The organism is Mycolicibacterium peregrinum (assembly GCF_001665625.1).
GTDB lineage: Bacteria > Actinomycetota > Actinomycetes > Mycobacteriales > Mycobacteriaceae > Mycobacterium > Mycobacterium peregrinum_B.
Window position 1 is genome coordinate 1 of record NZ_LZSY01000009.1, and the last position, 18,572, is coordinate 18,572.

Here is an 18,572-nt window from a genome sequence, read left to right on the forward strand (position 1 = left end):
TCATCGCGCCGGCCTCGCCGAACACGAAGCCATCGCGATCCTTGTCGAACGGCCTGGACGCACCCGCGGGATCGTCGTTGCGGGTCGACATGGCGCGCATCATCGAGAACGCTGCGATCGGCAGGGCCTCGATACCGCCTTCCACGCCGCCGACCACGGCGAAGTCCGCGTCACCCATCACGATCTGACGCCAGCCGTGGGCGATGGCCTCAGAGCCCGACGATCCCGCGGGTGCGTCCAGGCCGTTCGACAAGGATCGCGATGGCTTCGTGTTCGGCGAGGCCGGCGCGATGATGATCATCGAGACCGAGGAGCATGCCCTGGCTCGTGGCGCCAAGCCGCTGGCCCGCCTGATGGGTGCCGGCATCACCTCGGACGCCTTCCACATGGTCGCTCCGGCGGACAACGGCGTTCGCGCCGGTGCCGCGATGAAGCGGGCTCTGGAAACGGCCGGGCTGGATGCCAAGGACATCGACCATGTCAATGCCCACGGCACGGCCACCCCGATCGGTGATACTGCCGAAGCCAATGCCATCCGGGTTGCCGGATGTCAGAACGCTGCGGTGTACGCGCCGAAGTCGGCCCTCGGTCACTCGATCGGTGCCGTCGGTGCCCTCGAGTCGGTGTTGACGGTGCTCGCCTTGCGGGACGGGGTGATCCCCCCGACGCTGAACTACGAGACACCGGATCCCGAGATCGATCTCGATGTGGTTGCGGGCGAGCCTCGTTATGGCGACTACAAGTACGCCATCAACAACTCGTTCGGGTTCGGTGGCCACAATGTGGCTCTGGCCTTTGGGAAGTACTGAGGACGGGCAGACGTCCGGTAGGTAACCCCGAGGGTAAAACCGAGGGAATGCACGGAAGGAAGAACTCCGTAAATATGGCGGGATTGTCCACCGGGAATGGTTTTCCCAATGTGGTTGTCACCGGCGTAGCCATGTCAACGGCGCTGGCAACCGATGCTGAAAGCACTTGGAAGAAGCTGCTCGACGGGCAGAGTGGCATCCGCACTCTCACCGATTCGTTCGTCGAGGAGTACGACCTACCGGTTCGCATCGGTGGTCATCTCCTGGAGGACTTCGATCACGAGCTGACGCGGGTAGAACTGCGCCGACTGTCATATTTGCAGAAGATGTCGACGGTGATCGGCCGCCGGGTCTGGGCCAACGCTGGCTCCCCGGAGGTCGATACCCGACGGCTCATGGTGTCGATCGGCACGGGCATGGGCTCCTCCGAGGAGCTGGTGTTCGCCTACGACGGCATGCGGACCAAGGGATTGCGCGCTGTGTCGCCGTTGGTGGTGCAGATGTACATGCCCAATGGTGCGGCGGCGGCCGTCGGGCTGGATCGCAAGGCCAAGGCCGGGGTGTCCACCTCGATCTCGGCCTGCGCTTCGGGGTCCGAGGCGATCGCCAACGCCTGGCGCCAGATCGTGCTCGGCGAAGCCGATATTGCGATCTGCGGTGGTGTCGAGACCAAGATCGAAGCAGTGCCGATCGCCGGCTTCGCGCAGATGCGCATCGTGCTGTCCAATACCAACGATGATCCGGCAGGTGCCTGTCGGCCGTTCGACAAGGACCGCAACGGCTTTGTGTTCGGCGAGGGCGGCGCCCTCCTGGTCATCGAGACCGAGGAGCACGCCAAAGCGCGTGGCGCCAACATCCTCGGCCGCCTCATGGGGGCGAGCGTGACCTCCGACGGCTACCACATCGTGGCGCCGGACCCCAACGGTGAGCAGGCCGGTTATGCCATGACCCGGGCCATCCAGTTGGCGGGTCTGCAGCCCTCAGACATCGACCACATCAACGCGCATGCCACCGGCACCAGCGTCGGCGATGTGGCCGAGGGGAAAGCAATCAACAATGCGATGGGCGGCCACGTGCCCGCGGTCTACGCGCCCAAGTCCGCGCTCGGCCATTCGGTCGGTGCGGTCGGTGCGGTGGAGTCCATCCTGACGGTTTTGGCGCTGCGAGACGGCGTCATTCCTCCGACGCTCAACTTGCGCAACCTCGATCCGGAGATCGATCTGGACGTGGTGGCCGGTGAGCCGCGGCAAGGCGACTTCAAGTACGCCATCAACAATTCGTTCGGATTCGGTGGGCACAACGTCGCGCTCGCCTTCGGAAAGTACTGAGAACCCAGAGCTTTCCACTAAAGGAGACCTACATGACGATCATGGCCCCCGAAACCGCCGCCGAGTCGCTCGACCCCCGCGACCCGCTGCTGCGCCTGCAGACCTTCTTCGATGACGGCAGCGTCGAGCTGCTGCACGAGCGGGACCGCTCGGGCGTGCTGGCGGCGGCCGGCACGGTCAACGGTGTTCGCACGGTGGCGTTCTGCACCGATGGCACCGTGATGGGCGGCGCCATGGGCATCGAGGGCTGTGCCCACATCGTCAACGCCTACGACACCGCGATCGAGGAGCAGAGCCCGATCGTCGGCATCTGGCACTCGGGTGGTGCGCGGCTGGCCGAGGGCGTCAAGGCGCTGCACGCGGTCGGCCTGGTCTTCGAGGCGATGATCCGGGCGTCGGGCTACATCCCGCAGATCTCTGTGGTCGTCGGATTCGCCGCGGGCGGTGCGGCTTACGGCCCCGCCCTGACCGACGTGATCATCATGGCCCCGGACAGCAAGGTGTTCGTCACCGGTCCGGACGTGGTGCGCAGTGTCACCGGCGAGGACGTCGACATGGTGTCGCTCGGCGGCCCCGACGCCCACCACAAGAAGTCCGGTGTGTGCCACATCGTCGCCGACGACGAGCTCGATGCCTACGAGCGCGGCCGCCGTCTGGTCGGATTGTTCAGCCAGCAGGGTCATTTCGATCGCAACAAGGCCGAGGCCGGCGACACCGACCTGGCCGCGCTGATGCCCGAGTCGGCTCGCCGCGCCTACGACGTGCACCCGATCATCGAGGCTCTGCTCGACGAGGGTGTGCCGTTCGAGGAGTTCCAGGCCAAGTGGGCCCCGTCGATCGTGGTCGGCCTCGGTCGCCTGGCCGGCCGGTCTGTCGGCGTCATCGCCAACAACCCGCTGCGTCTCGGCGGCTGCCTGAACTCCGAAAGCGCCGAGAAGTCGGCCCGTTTCGTGCGGTTGTGCGACGCCTTCGGCATCCCGCTGGTGGTCGTCGTCGACGTTCCGGGCTACCTGCCCGGCGTGGATCAGGAATGGGGCGGCGTGGTCCGTCGCGGCGCCAAGTTGCTGCACGCCTTCGGCGAGTCCTCGGTCCCCCGCGTCACCCTGGTGACCCGCAAGATCTACGGCGGCGCCTACATCGCGATGAACTCGCGGTCGCTCAACGCCACCAAGGTGTTCGCCTGGCCGGACGCCGAGGTCGCCGTGATGGGCGCCAAGGCCGCCGTCGGCATCCTGCACAAGCGCAAGCTGGCGGCAGTCGAGGATGCCGCGGAGCGGGATGCCCTGCACGAAGAGCTCGCCATCGAGCACGAGCGCATCGCCGGCGGTGTGGATTCGGCGATCGAGATCGGCGTGGTCGACGAGAAGATCGACCCGGCCCACACCCGCAGCAAGCTGACGCAGGCGCTGGCCGAGGCCCCGCACCGGCGCGGCCGCCACAAGAACATCCCGCTGTAACTCTTCAGCTGGCGCGAATGGCCAGTTATTGCACATTTCAGGCGAAAGCCGTGCAATAACTGGCCATTCGGCGTTTCAGCGGGTGGTGTAGCCGCCGTTGGCGAAGATAGTCTGCCCGTTGATCCAGTGGCCCTCGCCGGCCAGGAACACGACCAGCGGGGCGATGTCGGTGATCTCGGTCAGCCGGTTGCCCATCGCCTGCGACTTGTGGAATTCGACCCGCTCCGGGGTCTCCTGCGGGTAGAAGAACGGCGTGTCCATCGGGCCGGGGGCGACGTTGTTGACGTTGATGCCGCGGACGCCGAATTCCTTGGAGGCGGCCCGGGTGAAGTGTTCGACGGGACTCTTGGAGCCCGCGTAGGTCGAGTATCCGTCGGTGTAGGCCGCCAGCAACGCGGTGACGATGGTGACCACCGAACCGTTGTCGTTGAGCCGCTTGCCTGCCTGTTGCAGGAAGAAGTAGGCCGCCTTGGCGTTGATGTCGAACATCGAATCGTATTCGGCCTCAGTGGTTTCCACGAACGGCTTCCGCAGTACCTTGCCGACGGTGTTGATCGCGATGTCCACACTGCCGAAGGCGTCGATGGCCGTGTCGAAGAGTTTCTCGACGTTGGCCGGCACCGTCAGATCGCCCTGCACCTTGACCGCCTGCACCCCGGCGGCCTGTACTGCCGCCACCGTCTTGTCGGCGTCGGCCTCGCTGGAGGCACTGTTGTAGTGAACCGCGACGTTGACACCCCTCGAAGCCAACGTCGCACTGATCAGACCACCCAGGTTTTTCGCACCCGCGGCAACAATTGCAGACTTTCCCTCTAGTTTGCTCATGGCCTCGACGCTAGTCAGACCATCAACAAATGAAAAACGCAAAATTCCGACGTTTTCACAAGCATTGGTTGTCGATAGAGTGAGGTGGTGTCAGCACATCTCCCCGATCTGCGCCGGCTTCGCCACTTCGTCGCGGTCGCCGAGGCAGGCAGCTTCACCTCCGCGGCAGCGACACTGCACCTGAGCCAGCAAGCTTTGAGCAGCTCGGTACAGCAGCTGGAAAAGGAGTTGGCAGCAGCACTTTTCGTGCGTGTCGGCCGCCGTGTCGCCCTGACCAGGGCGGGCGATCTGTTGCTCGAGGAGGGACGTACGTTGCTGGCCGCGGCACGCACCCTGGCCCAGCACGTCGAGCGGACGGCCACCGGCGCCGAGGAGAACTACGTCGTCGGCCACACGCCCGCTCTGAGCGGAAGCGAGGTGTACGAAATCATGGAATCCACCATCGAAGAGTTCGCCGAGACATCGTTCACGTTCCGTCAGCTCTACCCCGACCAGTTGACCGACGGCGTGCTCGACGGCACCGTTCAACTCGGGCTGCGCCGCGGCGTGGTGCCCACCAACGTGCTGTCGACCGCGGTGGTCGGGTATCACCGGGTACGGCTGGCTGTGCCGGCCACCCACCGGCTGGCCACGCGCGACGTGGTCGACATCCGGGATCTCGCTCACGAACGGCTGGCGCTGTGGGCACCGCCCGGCAGCTCCTACTACAGCGACTTCCTGTTGAGCGCCTGCCGCCGCGCCGGGTTCGAACCGGACTACGTGGTCAGCCGGGTGCAGGGCTCGGCCACGGTTACCGCTCCCCTGACCACGGGCGCGATCGCATTCGTCACCGCCCCTGCCGGTTCCGTGATGGGCGGCCGCGTGGCGGTGATCGATCTGGAACCGGAGCTCCTGGTGGGTGCCCAGGCGATGTGGCAACGCCACACGAGTTCAGCGGTGCGCGATGCGCTGCTGGCCCAGTCGTAGCCAGACCAGAGTCCTCAGCGCCGACTACTCGACTTCCCCGAATTCAGCGATCATCTCGGCGGCCACGCCGGCGGCACGGTCCCCGTCGGCGCTGACCAGCCCGATACGCGTGCGCCGGTCCAGGATGTCGTCGGCACTCAGCGCGCCCTCGTGGGTGACGGCGTACTCGAATTCGGCACGGATGACGTCGATTCCCTCGGCCACCGGTTCGGTGGGTCGGGCGCACCGCGCCCGTGCGATCACGTTGGGCGCCTCGGCCCCGTACCGGGCGACCAGCGAGGACGGCAATGCGTGTTCGGATCGCAGGGTGGACACCGGATTGGCCGGTGCGCCGACGAGCGGCAGGTTGGCGGTGCGGCAACTCGAGGCGGTGAGCCCGCGCAGCGCCAAGCCTCGGTCGAGCACATCCTGGGCCATGTAGCGGTATTCGGTGAGCTTCCCGCCGATGACGCTGATCACCCCGCTCGCCGACTCCACCACCGCGTGCTCGCGGGACACGTCGGCCGTATTGCCCTGCCCGGTATCGATCAGCGGCCGCAGCCCGGCATACGCGCCCCGCACGTCCTCCGTGGTCAGGTCGGTGGCCAGCGCGGTGTTGACGGTGTCCAACAGGAAACGAATCTCAGCCGGAGTGGGTTGCGGCACATCGGGAATGGGCCCCGGGGCATCTTCGTCCGTGAGCCCCAGGTAGACCCGGCCGAGCTGTTCGGGCATGGCGAAGACGAACCGGTTCAACTCCCCCGGTATCGGAATGGTCAGGGCCGCGGTGGGATTGCCGAACGCGGCGGCATCGAACACCAGATGTGTTCCGCGACTGGGCCGCAGCGTGAGCGCCGGGTCGAGATCGCCGGCCCATACACCGGCGGCGTTGATCACCATCCGCGCGGTCGCATCGAAGGAATCGCCGGTCAGTTCGTCGGTCAGGTGTACCGAGGTCGCGCCGGCGGCGCCGGCCGACACCCTCGTCAGGATGCGGGCCCCGTGCTGCGCGGCGGTGCGGGCGACCGCGGCCACCAGGCGGGCGTCGTCGATGAGCTGACCGTCATACGCCAGGTAGCCGCCGTCGAGGCCCTCGGTACGCACGGTCGGTGCCAGTTCGACAGTGCGCCGTGCGTCCACCCGGCGTGAGCGTGGCAGTGTCGACGCGCTGGTACCGGCGAGCCTGCGCAGGCCATCTCCGGCCACGAATCCGGTGCGCACCAACGCACGTGACCCGCGACCCATCGACGGCAGCAGCGGCACCAGTTGCGGCATGGCCTTGACGAGATGAGGTGCGTTGCGGGTCATCAGGATTCCGCGTTCGATGGCACTGCGGCGGGCGATCCCGATGTTGCCGGTGGCCAGGTAGCGCAGTCCGCCGTGCACGAGTTTCGAGCTCCACCGGCTGGTCCCGAAGGCCAGATCGTGCTTTTCGACCAATACCACGCTCAGACCCCGCGTGGCGGCGTCCAGGGCGATGCCCGCACCGGTGATCCCACCACCGATGACGATGACGTCGACCTGCTCGCCGTCGGCGAGTGCTGCCAATTCGGTTGTGCGCCTTGCGTGGTTGAGCGCCGTCGGGCCGGTCATCATGCCAGGTATCCGTTCAGTGCGTGGGTGAGCTCCACCGCCAGTGCGTCGGCGTCGAGGATGGGCTCGACCATCTGTGCGGACTGGATCGCCGACTGGGTGATCAGCAGGCACATGGTCGCCAGCTGACGGGGATCACCTGCCCGGACCCGGTTGGGTACCGAGCTCACCTCCTGGGCGAGCTTGAGTTCCCCGGCCAGTGCATCGATCAGGATCTGCTGGCTGGTGCCCAGCCGCTCGGCGATGTAGACCATGGCCACCTCCGGCGCCGAGTGCAGCACCGCCATGATCACCTCGTCGTGACGCAGCCGCGTGGCCACCGTCACGATGCGGTCGACCAACGCCGCCCGGCCGGGACCGCCCACCTCGGTCGTATCGAGGACTCCGACGACCCGCGCGGTGAGCAGCGCAGCCAGGATTGACTGGGTGTCAGGGAAACGCCGGTACACGGTCGGGCGGGAGACCCCGGCCCGGCGGGCGATCTCGGCCAGGGTCACCCGGTCCACGCCGAAGGCCAGCACGCAGCTCGCGGCGGCATCCAAGATCTGGTCGCTCAGCGATCCCTCGTTACTGATTGACATCATGTGTAATACTGTAACGCATGACTCAGCCGGCCGAACAGTTTCTGCCTCCGATGAAATGGAATGCCTGGGGCGATCCGGACGCGGCCAAGCCGCTGTCCGACGGGATCCGCTCCCTGCTGCAACAGGCGCTGGGCGTCGACGCAGCTCCGGCGGCAGAGCCGACACCCGAGCAGGCGCAGTTGCAGCCGTCGGCCCTGTCCGATGGTGATCGTGAGGCCCTCGCCGCCATCGTCGGCGCACCGCACTGCGGCACCGATACCATGTCACGGCTACTGCACGCCGGAGGCAAGTCGACGTTGGACCTGTTGCGCCGCAATGGTTCCGGTGTCCAGGATGCGCCCGACGCGGTCCTGCTGCCGGGTACTGACGACGAGGTCGCCGCGATCCTGACCTACTGTTCCGAACACAGCATCGCGGTCGTCCCGTTCGGCGGGGGGACCAGCGTGGTGGGCGGCCTCGATCCGGTGCGCGGCGACTTCGCCGCGGTCGTGGCGCTCGATCTGCGCCGGTTCGACGCGCTGCACAGCCTCGACGAGGTGAGCGGCGAGGCCGAACTGGGTGCAGGCGTCACCGGACCGCAGGCCGAGGCCCTGCTCGGCGCACACGGCTTCTCGCTGGGCCACTTTCCGCAGAGCTTTCAGTTCGCCACCATCGGCGGGTTCGCCGCCACCCGGTCCTCGGGCCAGGATTCGGCCGGCTACGGACGTTTCGACGACATGGTCCGCGGCCTCCGCGCGGTGACCCCGGCAGGGACGCTCGAGCTCGGCCGCGCCCCGGCCTCGGCGGCCGGCCCGGATCTGCGCCAGCTGATCCTCGGTTCGGAAGGGGTGTTCGGTGTCATCACCCGGGTCCGGGTTCGCGTGCACCCGGTACCCGAGACCACGCGCTACGAAGCCTGGTCCTTCCCAGATTTCGCGACCGGCGCCGAGGCGCTGCGAGCGGTCATCCAGACCGGCACCGGACCGACAGTGATCCGGCTGTCCGATGAAGCCGAGACCGGGGTGAACCTGGCCACCACCGACAGCATCGGCGAGCAGAGCATCACCGGGGGCTGCTTGGCCATCACGCTGTTCGAGGGCACCGCGGCGCACACCGAGAGCCGCCACGAGGAGACCCGCGCAGTCCTGGAAGCCCAGGGCGGCACGTCGCTGGGCGAGGCCCCGGCGCGAGGCTGGGAGCACGGCCGGTTCAACGCACCGTATCTGCGTGATTCACTGCTCGCCGCCGGTGCATTGTGCGAAACACTGGAGACCGCCACCACGTGGTCCAACCTGGGCACGCTGAAGGCCGCGGTCACCGAGGCCCTCACCACCGCGCTCGCCAAATCCGGCACGCCGGCACTGGTGATGTGCCACATTTCGCATGTGTACCCCACTGGCGCCTCGCTCTACTTCACGGTCGTCGCCGCCCAGCGCGGCAACCCGATCGAGCAGTGGCAGGCCGCGAAGACCGCGGCCTCCGAAGCGATGGTGCGCAACGGCGGCACCATCACCCACCACCATGCCGTCGGCGCGGACCACCGCCCGTGGATGCGGGACGAGATCGGAGACCTCGGCGCCCAGGTATTGCGCGCTGTCAAGGCCACATTGGATCCGGCAGGAATCCTCAACCCGGGCAAGCTGATTCCGTGAATCGGGTCACGGTTCTGACCAATCCCCTGTCGGGACATGGCAATGCGCCGCATGCGGCCGAGCGGGCGGTAGCGCAGCTCCAGCGGCGCGGCATCGACGTGTGCGCCATCGTCGGGACCGACGCCGCGCACGCCCGCCGCCTGGTCGACGAGGCACTCGACCGCGGCACCGACGCCCTCGTGGTCGTCGGAGGCGACGGGGTGATCTCGCTGGCCCTGCAGGCGCTGGCCACCGGCGATATCCCACTGGGCATCGTCCCGGCCGGGACGGGTAATGACCACGCACGCGAATATCGTTTGCCGACAGGCGATCCCGAGGCCGCGGCCGACGTCATCGCCGACGGCCACACCGAGACGGTCGATCTCGGTCACATCGAGGATTCCGCCGGCACGGTCAAGTGGTTCGGCACCGTGATGGCCGCCGGGTTCGATTCGCTGGTCAGCGACCGAACCAACCGGATGCGGTGGCCGCACGGCCGGATGCGCTACAACGTGGCGATGGTCGCGGAGATCTCGAAGCTACGGTTGCTGCCGTTCCGGCTCACGTTCGACGACGGCCCGGAGATCCGCACCGACCTCACCCTGGCGGCGTTCGGCAACACCCGCAGTTACGGCGGCGGCATGTTGATCTGCCCGGGGGCCGACCATTCGGACGGACTGCTCGACGTCACGATGATCACGTCGGCATCCCGCACCAGATTGATCCGCTTGTTCCCCACGGTTTTCAAGGGCACCCACGTCGATCTCGACGAGGTGACCACCAAGCGGGCTAAGATGATCCACGTGGAATGCCCAGGGATAAACACTTACGCCGACGGGGATTACGCAGCCCCGTTGCCGGTCACGGTGTCCGCGGTGCCGGCCGCACTGCGCTTACTGGCGCCCAAGCAATCCTGAATGAACTCGACCATGCAGTCGCTGGCCTCCCGGCTCTCCGGCAGAAACGGCAGGAACGCCGGGAAAGCGTGGAGCTGACCGGGCCAGACCTTGAGCGCGCACGACCGCCCCGCATCGGTCAGCACTTCATGCATGCGTTCGGCATCGCAACGCAGTGCCTCCGATTCCGCCGCGATGATCAGGCTCGGCGGAAAATCGGTGAGCACTCCGTTGACCGGTGACAGGGCATGACCGTCCGAGTCCTTGGGGCCGACGCATTCGACGATCATCGGCAGGGCAAGTCCGATTCCCATCCTGTCCTCGGCGAAGTTGGGATGGCCGGAGCGGCGTTCTCCGTCGAGTTCGAGCAGCGGGCTGACCCCGATGACGCCCGCGGGCGTACCGACGTTGTGCGCCTGGGCAGCGAGAACGGTTGCGAATGCGAGGAATCCACCTGCCGAGTCACCTGCCACGATGGTGTTGGCCGGCTCCACGCCCTGGTCCAACATCCAGCGGTAGACGCGCAGGCAGTCCGCGACGGACTCGTCGACGGTCACATCAGGGTGCTGCCGATACTCGACGTGCACCACGGGAAGTTGGGTTCGCCGGGCAAGTGCGACCACGACGTGCTGGTGGGTGTCGAAGCCGCCGAGAAAGAATCCTCCGCCGTGCAGGTAGAGGATGACGCCGTCAGACAGGGGGCGGTGAGCAGCTTCGGCGGTGCGGATGGTCTCCACGGTGACGCGCCCCAACGTGATCCGGCTGACCCGCAGCCCTCGCTTCGGGCGCAGTCGCTGGAGCCGCGCGAACGCATTGATGCGACGACCGATTGCCGCGAGACGATCCTCGGCGGATCGACTCCCTTGATAGGCGACGGATCGACGCACCTGGACGAGGAGGGTTCGGCGGGCGATGCCGTAGCACGCCCGGGATCTGCGACTCGGGCGTCGGGTCGACAGTGCGGCGGCCGGTAATACCATCCAAACTCCTTCGGGTTACTTCGGCGATCCCAGGGCGGCAAGCAGTTTCACCAGGTGTCCGAATGCGTCGGTGAACGGCCGTGCCGGCACCGAGGGATCGATGGCCCGCTGGATACCGAGGCCGATCCCGGCGCTGAGCAGCAGACTGCCGAGATCCTCGAGGCTCGCTGCCACGTCGCTGTTCACCAATTGCGTTTCGGTGAGGCCCAACTCGGCAGACATCGACCTGACTACGTCGATGACCATCTGCGCGGCCTCGTTGCGCAACGCCGTGATCATCTGGGCCAGCTCGGCATTGTTCCGCGACAGGACCGCGAATTCGAGTTCCAGCATGGTCCAGCCGACGTCGCCTGCGGTGCGCTCCAGCCAGGCGCTCAACGCCTCCACGCGGGTGTCCAACTCGGCATCTGATATCGCGAGCTCGGCCATCTCGGCGAACTTCTCGCGATGGATCAGCTCGAGGACGTCGCGGCAGAGGTTGGGTTTACTGCCGAAGTTGGAGTACACGGCGCCCTTGGAGAAGCCCGCGTCGTCGGCGATGTCTTCGAGGCTCGTGGCGGCATACCCGTGGCTCAGGAAGCGCTTTTTGGCGGCCTGCAACAGCTCGGCCCGCGTCTGTTCCTGGCGTTGAGCCCTGGTCAGCCGCGGCATGCGCTGATGATAGAGCGCAGGAGACTTCGGGTATTGATTTAACTCAAAGTATTCAGATACCGTCAGTATCCGAACGGTCGTGAAGCGACTTCAGGGGAGGCATGACGTGCGGTTTTCACAGCGGCGAGCGTCGGTGGACGGCGCGGTGGTGATCATCACCGGCGGGGCGCGGGGCATCGGCGCCAAGACAGCAGAGCTGTTCTCGACCCGTGGCGCCACGGTATGGATCGGAGATGTCGATGGCGATGTGGCCGCGACGACCGCGGCCGGTATCCCCGGCTGCCGGGCGGCCTACCTCGACGTCACGCAGCGGTCGTCGTGGGAGGGTTTCGTCTCCGACGTCATCAGGGAATCGGGCCGCGTCGACATCCTGGTCAACAACGCCGGGGTCATGCCCCTCGGAGCCTTCGATGCCGAACCGGAGGCCACCACTGACCTGATCCTCGACGTCAACGTTCGTGGCGTCCTCAACGGCATGCGCGCCGTGGTCCCGTCGATGGTGGCCCGCGGTCGCGGTCACGTCGTCAATGTCGCGTCGATGGCGGGCATGATCCCGATCCCCGGCATGGTGACCTACAACGCCAGCAAGTTCGCCGCACTCGGCGCGTCATTGGCCGCACGTCGCGAGTACGCGGGCACCGGGGTCACCGTGTCGGCAGTGCTGCCGTCGGCGGTTCGAACCGAACTCACCTCGGGCGTACAGCTCGGCAACGGCCTTCCCACAGTGGATCCCGACGACGTCGCGCGCACGATCCTCAAGTCTGTCCGCACTCACGCCGCCCGCACCTCGGTGCCGGGTTGGGTCGCTCCCGGATGGGCCCTGGTGGACGCGTTGGTACCCGAGGCGCTCCAGAGCGCGGTGCGTGCCAGGATCGACGACCGTCGCGCCCTGACCGCCCTCGACGCGCGCGGCCGATCCAGCTACCAGCAGCGTCTCGACCGGCAGTCGAAAGCACATGCCGCACAGTCCGATTCCGAGGTGACACCATGACCAAGGCACTGGCGATCGGGTGCGGTGGGACCATCGGAGGGGCGTGGACAGTCGCGACGCTGCATGCACTGGCCGAAGCAACCGGATGGGATCCGCGCGACGCTGCCGTGCTGCAGGGCACCTCGGCAGGAGCCGAGCTCGTCACGATGCTCGGCGGGTGTGCCACGGTGGACGATCTGATCTCGATGCAGCGCGGCACCTCTACCGATGAGCGCCTGCGTCGCCACATCGCGGACACACCACCCAGCCTGCCGCCGATTCCGGTGCCCCGCCTGCTCAACCCCCGGCTGCTCGTCAGCCAAAAGGGTCTCGCCGCCGCCACCGGTATCGCCCCTGTCGGTCGAGGCAACACCGACTGGTTGCAGCGCCTTGCCGACGGATTCTCCGAGGGCACAGGTTGGATGCGACACCCCGGTGCCCGGATGGTCGCGTTCGACTACCAGCGCGGCGAGCGGGTCGTCTTCGGAGCGCCAGGTGCGCCGCAGGCCACCGCAGGGGAAGCCCTACGCGCATCCTGGGCGGTCCCCGGCTGGATGCCACCGGTCTCGATCGACGGCAGGAACTTCGTCGACGGTGGCGCCGCCTCGACGGCATCGGTCGATCTGATCGGCCCCGAGGAAGCCGAGATCATCTACGTGATCACCCCCATGGCCTCCGAACCGAGAACGCGCGCACCGGGACTCGGCGGAAGGCTGGAGCACGGTCTGCTGCGCCGGCCGATGTCGGTGGGCCTGGACCGCGAAGTGGCGGCAGTGCGGGCGCGTGGCACGCAGGTCGTCCTCGTCCGGCCCGATGCGGCAGATCTCGCAGGCCTGGGTGCCCACTTCATGCGCCGTGACCGGCGGCAGTCGGCGTTCGAGGCATCGATGCTCACCGCACCCACCACCGTACGGCGGGCGCTCGCCGTCAGCGAGGAGCCTCGATGAGCCGCGAAGTCCGCATCGTCATCATCGGCGCGGGGATGGCCGGAATCGCCACCGCCTACACACTTCAGCAAGCCGGATTCACGAATTTCACCATCCTGGAAAAAGGTTCGGACGTCGGCGGCGTCTGGCACTGGAACCGCTATCCGGGACTCACCTGTGACGTACCGTCGCAGATCTACCAGTTCTCGTTCGCACCGAAACCGGATTGGAGCCACATCTGGGCCACCGGTGAGGACATTCAGCGCTATCACCGCGATGTCATGGAACGGTTCGGACTCGACGCCCATCTGCGGTGCGACACCGAAGTCACCGAGGCGCGTTACGACAGCACCGCCACGGCATGGACACTCACGACGGCCGACGGCGACACCCTGACGGCCGACTTCGTCATCTGCGCCACCGGGGTGCTGCATCATCCGTCGATACCCGACATTCCCGGCATGGACACCTTCGGCGGGCAGATCGTGCACACCGCCCGGTGGGATCCGGAAGTGGAGACCGACGGTCGACGCATCGCCGTCATCGGTACGGGATCGACCGGCGTGCAGGTGGTTTCGGCGCTGCAACCCAAGGCCCGCACACTGTTGCACTTCGCCCGATCCCCGCAGTGGATCCTGTGGGCACCGATGTCGCTACGGCAGTCGTCGGTGCTCGCCAAGGTCCTGCATCGGCGGCCGGGATGGCACGACTTTCTCTTCCGACGTCTGCAGTGGGGATCCAACATCCTCGCCGACGTCGTCACCACGCCCTCGTGGCGGCGCAAGCTGGTGCAGTCCTACGCCCGGTGGAGCCTGGCCGCCCAGGTCCGTGACCGTACGCTCCGGGCCAAACTCACTCCGGACTATGAACCGCTGTGTAAACGGCAAGTGGTCTCGGGCACGTACTACCGCGCCATCAAGCGCCCCAACGCCAGCCTGGTCGACGATCCCATCCAGGAATTCACCCCGACGGGTATCCGCACCGCCGACGGCACGCACCACAACGTCGATGTCGCGGTGCTGGCCACAGGTTTCCAGGCACACAACTACATGCGACCGATGACCGTCGTGGGCCGCGACGGGATCACCATCGACGAGGCATGGGTCAAGGGCCCACGGGCGTACCGCATGACGGCGATTCCCGGGTTTCCGAACCTGTTCACCGTGCTGGGCCCGAACTCACCGACGGGATCGATCCCGCTGCAGTACTCGGCCGAGTGCACGGCCGGCTACATCGTGGCCTGGCTCAAGCGGTTTGAGAACGGCGAACTCTGCGAGGTCGAGGTCACCGAAGAGGCCACCGACGAGTTCAACGCCGCCGTCGCCGATGCGCTCGGTCCGACGGTCTGGAACACCGGATGCAATTCGTGGTACTTCACCGACGCCGGAACCATCGACCTGTGGCCGTTCGACCGGGCTACCCTCACGCGCATGTTGTCCGCGCCGGACCCCGCCCACTACCGGATCAGGTGACGGCGGGACTTCGCAGTGCCGCCCCACTCTCGGCGAATCGGCGTGTTTGCCCGACACCGTGAACGGCACACGGTACGTTTCGTCTGGGTCGGGGTTCTGAGTGGAGTGGACTGGTACGGAGCGTCATGGAATCGACCAAATACATCGGCCGCGTCGGCGCGCTGGCCGTTGCTCTCGGCATCGGCACAGCATTGACTTCCGGGGCCGGAATCGCCTGGGCCGACGGCGGGTCCGGTGATCCCGGCAAATCGACGACGGGCAGCTCCGACGGTTCCACCCCAAGCTCGGGGACAAAGAAGAACCCGAGCAAACCATCGACGATCAAGAAGCCGGCCACGACTCCGTCCGGCGCACTGTCGAAGATCGGCGAGCGGATCCGCAAGGACGTCGAGTCGGGACTGAATGATGTCAGCGACACGATCAAGCAAACGCAGAGCCGCCTGGACACCGCTCGCAGCCCGCTGAAAAACCGGACCGCCAAGGCCCGGAGCAAGATTCAGGGCACACTCACCAACGTGCCCGAGACCGGCAACAAGGCCGACATCAGCACGAAGACAGACAGCACGCGGACCGCCGCGGACGCGGCGACGTCTGCACCGACGCTGAAGCGCGCGCAACGCCCCAACACCAACACGGTGGTGGTACGTCTGAACGAGGTTGCCGAGAACATCAACCAGCGCAATCACGACGTCGTCTCCGCCCTGGGCACCGAGGTCGCGAAGTTCGACATCCCCGCCATCCCCGCCATCGTGCCGGAGAAGACCGTCGTCCCGGCTGCGCCGGCCACCGCATCCAAGGTCAGCACACCTCCGGTTGTCTCGGCCCTGCTGAGCGTCGCGGGGCTGTCGCCGTTCGGTGCGGGTAGCAGCCCCGTCGCACCCGGTCAGTCCCCCGCTTTGTGGGCCATGATGGCTTGGACACGAAGGGAATTCGAGCGGTCGATCAATCCGGTCGCTTCGCGCGTGGTGTCGGCCAACGACGCCGCATCGGTGGTCGCCGAGGGCGAGATCCAGCCGATGGCGGCCGCCGCCCCCAATGCCGCGGTGCAGACCGATGACCTGACGCCCAAACCCCAGGTCCCGTCGTCATTGGCGAATTACACCTCCAAGCTCGGGTGGGTCACCGGCCCCGGCGTCACCGACCACTGGTACGTCGCGGGGACCGACCTGGGCATCATGTGGAACAGCGGCTACACCGACCCGGTGACCGGGAAACCGGTCATCTACACGCTGTTCGGCGATACCTACAGCGAGCCCGGCATGGCCGGCGACTGGCGCAACAACGTACTGTTCCGCACGATCGACACCGATCTGTCCGATGGTCTGCAATTCAACGGTGCGGTGATCAATGCCGGGGCGCAGTATCCAGGCGACCCCGGCGGGACTCATCAGTGGTACGGCACCGGGGGCGCCCCGGCCGGCGCCACGCAGATCATCTACGACCCGGGCGGCCTCAACGGACTGTTCGGCCAGACCTACACGATGATCCCGACGTCGGCCATCGCGATCGAAAACGCCGGCGCCGAGGGCGGTTACCGGCAGTACGCCACGGTCATGTCGGTCCGCACCTGGGACAACCCGGGCAGCTGGACCACGAACTACTCCGCGATCGCGTTCTCCGACGACGGCGGCAAGACCTGGACCGTCGACCGCGACACCGTGCGCTCGTCGGGCTGGTTCCGAGCCGGACCGGCCTACGTCCCGGGCGACGAGCATTTCCAGCAGAATGCGCTGGTGATGTCGGACGACCCGACCGACCCGTACGTCTACGTGTACGGGACTCCTTCGGGCAGGCAGGGTTCGGCGTACGTGGCCCGGGTGCACAAGGATCAGATCGGCAACCTGGATGCCTACGAGTACTTCTCGGGTGAGGATTCCAGCGGCGCCGGGCAGTGGGTGACGGGTGATCCGTCGGCGGCGGCTCCGGTGTTCGGCTCCAGCAGCACCGATTTCCTGCCGACGCTCTACAAGGTGGCGGACTTCTTCACCCTCGGATTGTTCACCAAGATCGCCAACGGCATCTGGGTCGGCGGACTGCCCACGGGCGGCAACGTCAGCGAGATGTCGGTGCAGTACAACGAGTATCTGGGCAAGTACGTCGTGCTCTACACCGATGGCGGCAACAACGTCGTGATGCGGGTGTCGGATTCACCGCAGGGTGAATGGTCGGATACGACCACGCTGGTGAACAACAACCTGACGTCCAACACCGGCATGTATGCGCCCATGGTCCACCCGATGTCGGGCACCGATTACTTCAACAAGGTCGACGCCAACGGCAATGTCGTGGAGGACAACTCGCAGTACCTGTACTACAACCTTTCCTACTGGGGTGACTACAACGTCCGGTTGATGCAGACCGACCTGTCCACGATGAAGACGGTCTCGGTGTAGCCGGATGTCTCGAACGTTCGCGTTGAGTGCGGCGACCCTCACCGTGGTTGCCGCACTCAGCACGAGTGCCTGTGCGCACGCCGACCCCGGGCCGGTGCCGCAGGGACCGTCCGAAACCACGGCGCCTCAACCAGACTCGTCGTGCGCCGAGAACCTGGACGGGGCACTGACCCCTGCCGATCCCGCACAGACCGGCAACAACCGGCGTCTGTTGCAGTGCACGGCCGGGAGCTGGCAGACGTTCGGCGGCCCCTATCCCTCGTCGGATCGCTGGCTGACCGCCGGGCCCCAGGTGATCCTGCACGGGCAGGGCAGGCGAAACCCGGAAGCCCGGGCGGGCACCTGGACAGGGACCCCGCAGACTGCCGAGGCCCATTGTGGCGCCGAAGTTGTGGATGTCCTGGGCGCAGGCAGGACGTCGGAGCCGCAGACGTTCGGCGCAGACCCGGGCCAGTCGCTGACGATCGAGGTCAGCGACCACATGTTCACGACGAAGCTCAGCGGCTACTGCCTTTGGGCGCGTAGCTGACGAGCTACCCCACGCCCCTGTTCAGCCAGGACGCCTCGGCGCCGTCGCCGCCGTTGCGGTAGGGCTCGAGCGACTCGTCCCATGCCGTACCCAGCACGGTGTCGAGTTCGGCTGCAAGCATGTCGGCGCCGCCGGCCATCAGGGAACGCAGCCGCATCTCACCGACCATCACATCACCGTTGGCACTCATCGCACCGCTCCACAGACCGAGGTGGGGGGTGTGGCACCAGCGGTGCCCGTCCACCCCGGCACTGGGGTCCTCGGTCACCTCGAAGCGCAGCACTGACCAGGAGCGCAGGGCATTGGCCAACTGCGCCCCGGTGCCGACGGGCCCAACCCAGTTGGTCACCGCGCGCAACTGGCCGGGCATGGCCGGTTGCGGCGTCCACTTGAGGTTCGCCCGCGCCGACAGGGTCGACGACAACGCCCACTCAACATGCGGGCATACCGCCGCGGGTGAGGCATGGACATACACCACGCCCGTCGCCGCGTCGGCGAACTGGTTCGACGCACGCATCTGCTACTCCTTCGGATACGAGGGACGTCTTCCCCAACGGCCTGGTATTCCGATCGAGCATGCAGTTGTGTGTGCCGCGCGTGTCTA

At 66.8% G+C, this 18,572-nt stretch carries 16 protein-coding genes and 2 pseudogenes; 11 read left to right on the forward strand and 7 right to left on the reverse strand.

Translation table 11 applies throughout. The features are described 5' to 3' along the window. A pseudogene (locus A5779_RS00805) lies at positions 1 to 229 on the reverse strand (beta-ketoacyl synthase N-terminal-like domain-containing protein); the annotation flags it as partial. Between A5779_RS00805 and kasA the strand changes: the two are divergent. The 3 genes and pseudogenes from kasA to A5779_RS00820 all read left to right on the forward strand — a co-directional run. Continuing rightward, positions 225 to 809, forward strand: a pseudogene (kasA, locus tag A5779_RS00810) (3-oxoacyl-ACP synthase KasA); the annotation flags it as partial. The pseudogenes A5779_RS00805 and kasA sit on opposite strands and share 5 nt — an antisense overlap. 74 nt (positions 810 to 883) lie before the next feature. After that, on the forward strand, positions 884 to 2,137 hold the full coding sequence (gene kasB, locus A5779_RS00815) for a 3-oxoacyl-ACP synthase KasB (RefSeq protein WP_064878012.1): 1,254 nt from the start codon (positions 884 to 886) through the stop codon (positions 2,135 to 2,137). Between the two features lie 32 nt (positions 2,138 to 2,169). Continuing rightward, entirely contained in the window at positions 2,170 to 3,594 is a 1,425-nt protein-coding gene (locus A5779_RS00820) for an acyl-CoA carboxylase subunit beta (RefSeq protein WP_064878014.1), read from the forward strand. Positions 3,595 to 3,669: 75 nt separating this feature from the next. On the opposite strand, the gene A5779_RS00825 is transcribed toward A5779_RS00820, so the two are convergent. After that, positions 3,670 to 4,419: an SDR family oxidoreductase gene (locus tag A5779_RS00825; protein WP_064878016.1), complete on the reverse strand. Its 750-nt coding sequence runs from the start codon at positions 4,417 to 4,419 to the stop codon at positions 3,670 to 3,672. Positions 4,420 to 4,506: 87 nt separating this feature from the next. Between A5779_RS00825 and A5779_RS00830 the strand changes: the two genes are divergently transcribed. Beyond that, positions 4,507 to 5,385: a LysR family transcriptional regulator gene (locus tag A5779_RS00830; protein WP_064878095.1), complete on the forward strand. Its 879-nt coding sequence runs from the start codon at positions 4,507 to 4,509 to the stop codon at positions 5,383 to 5,385. Between the two features lie 24 nt (positions 5,386 to 5,409). Here A5779_RS00830 and A5779_RS00835 read toward each other — a convergent pair whose 3' ends face one another. Both A5779_RS00835 and A5779_RS00840 read right to left on the reverse strand, forming a co-directional pair. Next, positions 5,410 to 6,957: a glycerol-3-phosphate dehydrogenase/oxidase gene (locus A5779_RS00835; protein WP_064878018.1), complete on the reverse strand. Its 1,548-nt coding sequence runs from the start codon at positions 6,955 to 6,957 to the stop codon at positions 5,410 to 5,412. Further along, positions 6,957 to 7,541 (reverse strand): TetR/AcrR family transcriptional regulator, encoded by a 585-nt coding sequence (locus A5779_RS00840; protein ID WP_064878020.1) that lies wholly within the window; start codon positions 7,539 to 7,541, stop codon positions 6,957 to 6,959. The genes A5779_RS00835 and A5779_RS00840 overlap by 1 nt, the downstream gene beginning before the upstream one ends. Before the next feature lie 50 nt (positions 7,542 to 7,591). Here A5779_RS00840 and A5779_RS00845 point away from each other — a divergent pair, with 50 nt between their 5' ends. Next, entirely contained in the window at positions 7,592 to 9,172 is a 1,581-nt protein-coding gene (locus A5779_RS00845) for an FAD-binding oxidoreductase (protein ID WP_110776767.1), read from the forward strand. Beyond that, the gene (locus tag A5779_RS00850) at positions 9,169 to 10,068 is read left to right on the forward strand and encodes a diacylglycerol kinase (RefSeq protein WP_064878024.1); all 900 of its coding nucleotides are present in this window, start codon (positions 9,169 to 9,171) and stop codon (positions 10,066 to 10,068) included. The genes A5779_RS00845 and A5779_RS00850 overlap by 4 nt, the downstream gene beginning before the upstream one ends. Here A5779_RS00850 and A5779_RS00855 read toward each other — a convergent pair. Further along, positions 9,993 to 11,027 carry an alpha/beta hydrolase gene (locus tag A5779_RS00855; protein WP_064878026.1) on the reverse strand — a complete coding sequence of 345 codons (1,035 nt, stop codon included), beginning with the start codon at positions 11,025 to 11,027 and terminating at the stop codon, positions 9,993 to 9,995. The two genes, A5779_RS00850 and A5779_RS00855, sit on opposite strands and share 76 nt — an antisense overlap. A 15-nt stretch (positions 11,028 to 11,042) precedes the next feature. After that, positions 11,043 to 11,678, reverse strand: a complete 636-nt coding sequence (locus tag A5779_RS00860; protein ID WP_064878028.1) for a TetR/AcrR family transcriptional regulator — start codon at positions 11,676 to 11,678, stop codon at positions 11,043 to 11,045. A gap of 106 nt (positions 11,679 to 11,784) precedes the next feature. Here A5779_RS00860 and A5779_RS00865 point away from each other — a divergent pair, with 106 nt between their 5' ends. The 5 genes from A5779_RS00865 (at position 11,785) to A5779_RS00885 (ending at position 17,968) form a co-directional block, all read left to right on the forward strand. After that, positions 11,785 to 12,669, forward strand: coding sequence for an SDR family oxidoreductase (locus A5779_RS00865; protein ID WP_110776755.1), 885 nt, complete (start codon positions 11,785 to 11,787; stop codon positions 12,667 to 12,669). Further along, positions 12,666 to 13,595 carry a patatin-like phospholipase family protein gene (locus tag A5779_RS00870; protein ID WP_064878030.1) on the forward strand — a complete coding sequence of 310 codons (930 nt, stop codon included), beginning with the start codon at positions 12,666 to 12,668 and terminating at the stop codon, positions 13,593 to 13,595. Before A5779_RS00865 ends, A5779_RS00870 begins: the two co-directional genes overlap by 4 nt. Next, on the forward strand, positions 13,592 to 15,046 hold the full coding sequence (locus A5779_RS00875) for a flavin-containing monooxygenase (protein ID WP_064878032.1): 1,455 nt from the start codon (positions 13,592 to 13,594) through the stop codon (positions 15,044 to 15,046). The genes A5779_RS00870 and A5779_RS00875 overlap by 4 nt, the downstream gene beginning before the upstream one ends. 125 nt (positions 15,047 to 15,171) lie before the next feature. After that, positions 15,172 to 17,439: a glycoside hydrolase family 183 protein gene (locus tag A5779_RS00880; RefSeq protein ID WP_064878037.1), complete on the forward strand. Its 2,268-nt coding sequence runs from the start codon at positions 15,172 to 15,174 to the stop codon at positions 17,437 to 17,439. Positions 17,440 to 17,443: 4 nt separating this feature from the next. After that, on the forward strand, positions 17,444 to 17,968 hold the full coding sequence (locus tag A5779_RS00885) for a hypothetical protein (RefSeq protein ID WP_064878040.1): 525 nt from the start codon (positions 17,444 to 17,446) through the stop codon (positions 17,966 to 17,968). A gap of 4 nt (positions 17,969 to 17,972) precedes the next feature. On the opposite strand, the gene A5779_RS00890 is transcribed toward A5779_RS00885, so the two are convergent. Continuing rightward, positions 17,973 to 18,485, reverse strand: a complete 513-nt coding sequence (locus tag A5779_RS00890) for a DUF3145 domain-containing protein (RefSeq protein ID WP_064878041.1) — start codon at positions 18,483 to 18,485, stop codon at positions 17,973 to 17,975. Between the last annotated feature and the right edge of the window lie 87 nt (positions 18,486 to 18,572).

Bases quoted from the DNA above. Each gene is read 5' to 3' on its own strand.
- A5779_RS00820 (WP_064878014.1), top strand. From the start codon at position 2,170: ATGACGATCATGGCCCCCGAAACCGCCGCCGAGTCGCTCGACCCCCGC.
- A5779_RS00825 (WP_064878016.1), bottom strand. From the start codon at position 4,419: ATGAGCAAACTAGAGGGAAAGTCTGCAATTGTTGCCGCGGGTGCGAAA.
- A5779_RS00835 (WP_064878018.1), bottom strand. From the start codon at position 6,957: ATGACCGGCCCGACGGCGCTCAACCACGCAAGGCGCACAACCGAATTG.
- kasB (WP_064878012.1), top strand. From the start codon at position 884: ATGGCGGGATTGTCCACCGGGAATGGTTTTCCCAATGTGGTTGTCACC.
- A5779_RS00845 (WP_110776767.1), top strand. From the start codon at position 7,592: ATGAAATGGAATGCCTGGGGCGATCCGGACGCGGCCAAGCCGCTGTCC.
- A5779_RS00890 (WP_064878041.1), bottom strand. From the start codon at position 18,485: ATGCGTGCGTCGAACCAGTTCGCCGACGCGGCGACGGGCGTGGTGTAT.
- A5779_RS00880 (WP_064878037.1), top strand. From the start codon at position 15,172: ATGGAATCGACCAAATACATCGGCCGCGTCGGCGCGCTGGCCGTTGCT.
- A5779_RS00860 (WP_064878028.1), bottom strand. From the start codon at position 11,678: ATGCCGCGGCTGACCAGGGCTCAACGCCAGGAACAGACGCGGGCCGAG.
- A5779_RS00885 (WP_064878040.1), top strand. From the start codon at position 17,444: ATGTCTCGAACGTTCGCGTTGAGTGCGGCGACCCTCACCGTGGTTGCC.
- A5779_RS00870 (WP_064878030.1), top strand. From the start codon at position 12,666: ATGACCAAGGCACTGGCGATCGGGTGCGGTGGGACCATCGGAGGGGCG.
- A5779_RS00855 (WP_064878026.1), bottom strand. From the start codon at position 11,027: ATGGTATTACCGGCCGCCGCACTGTCGACCCGACGCCCGAGTCGCAGA.
- A5779_RS00840 (WP_064878020.1), bottom strand. From the start codon at position 7,541: ATGATGTCAATCAGTAACGAGGGATCGCTGAGCGACCAGATCTTGGAT.
- A5779_RS00875 (WP_064878032.1), top strand. From the start codon at position 13,592: ATGAGCCGCGAAGTCCGCATCGTCATCATCGGCGCGGGGATGGCCGGA.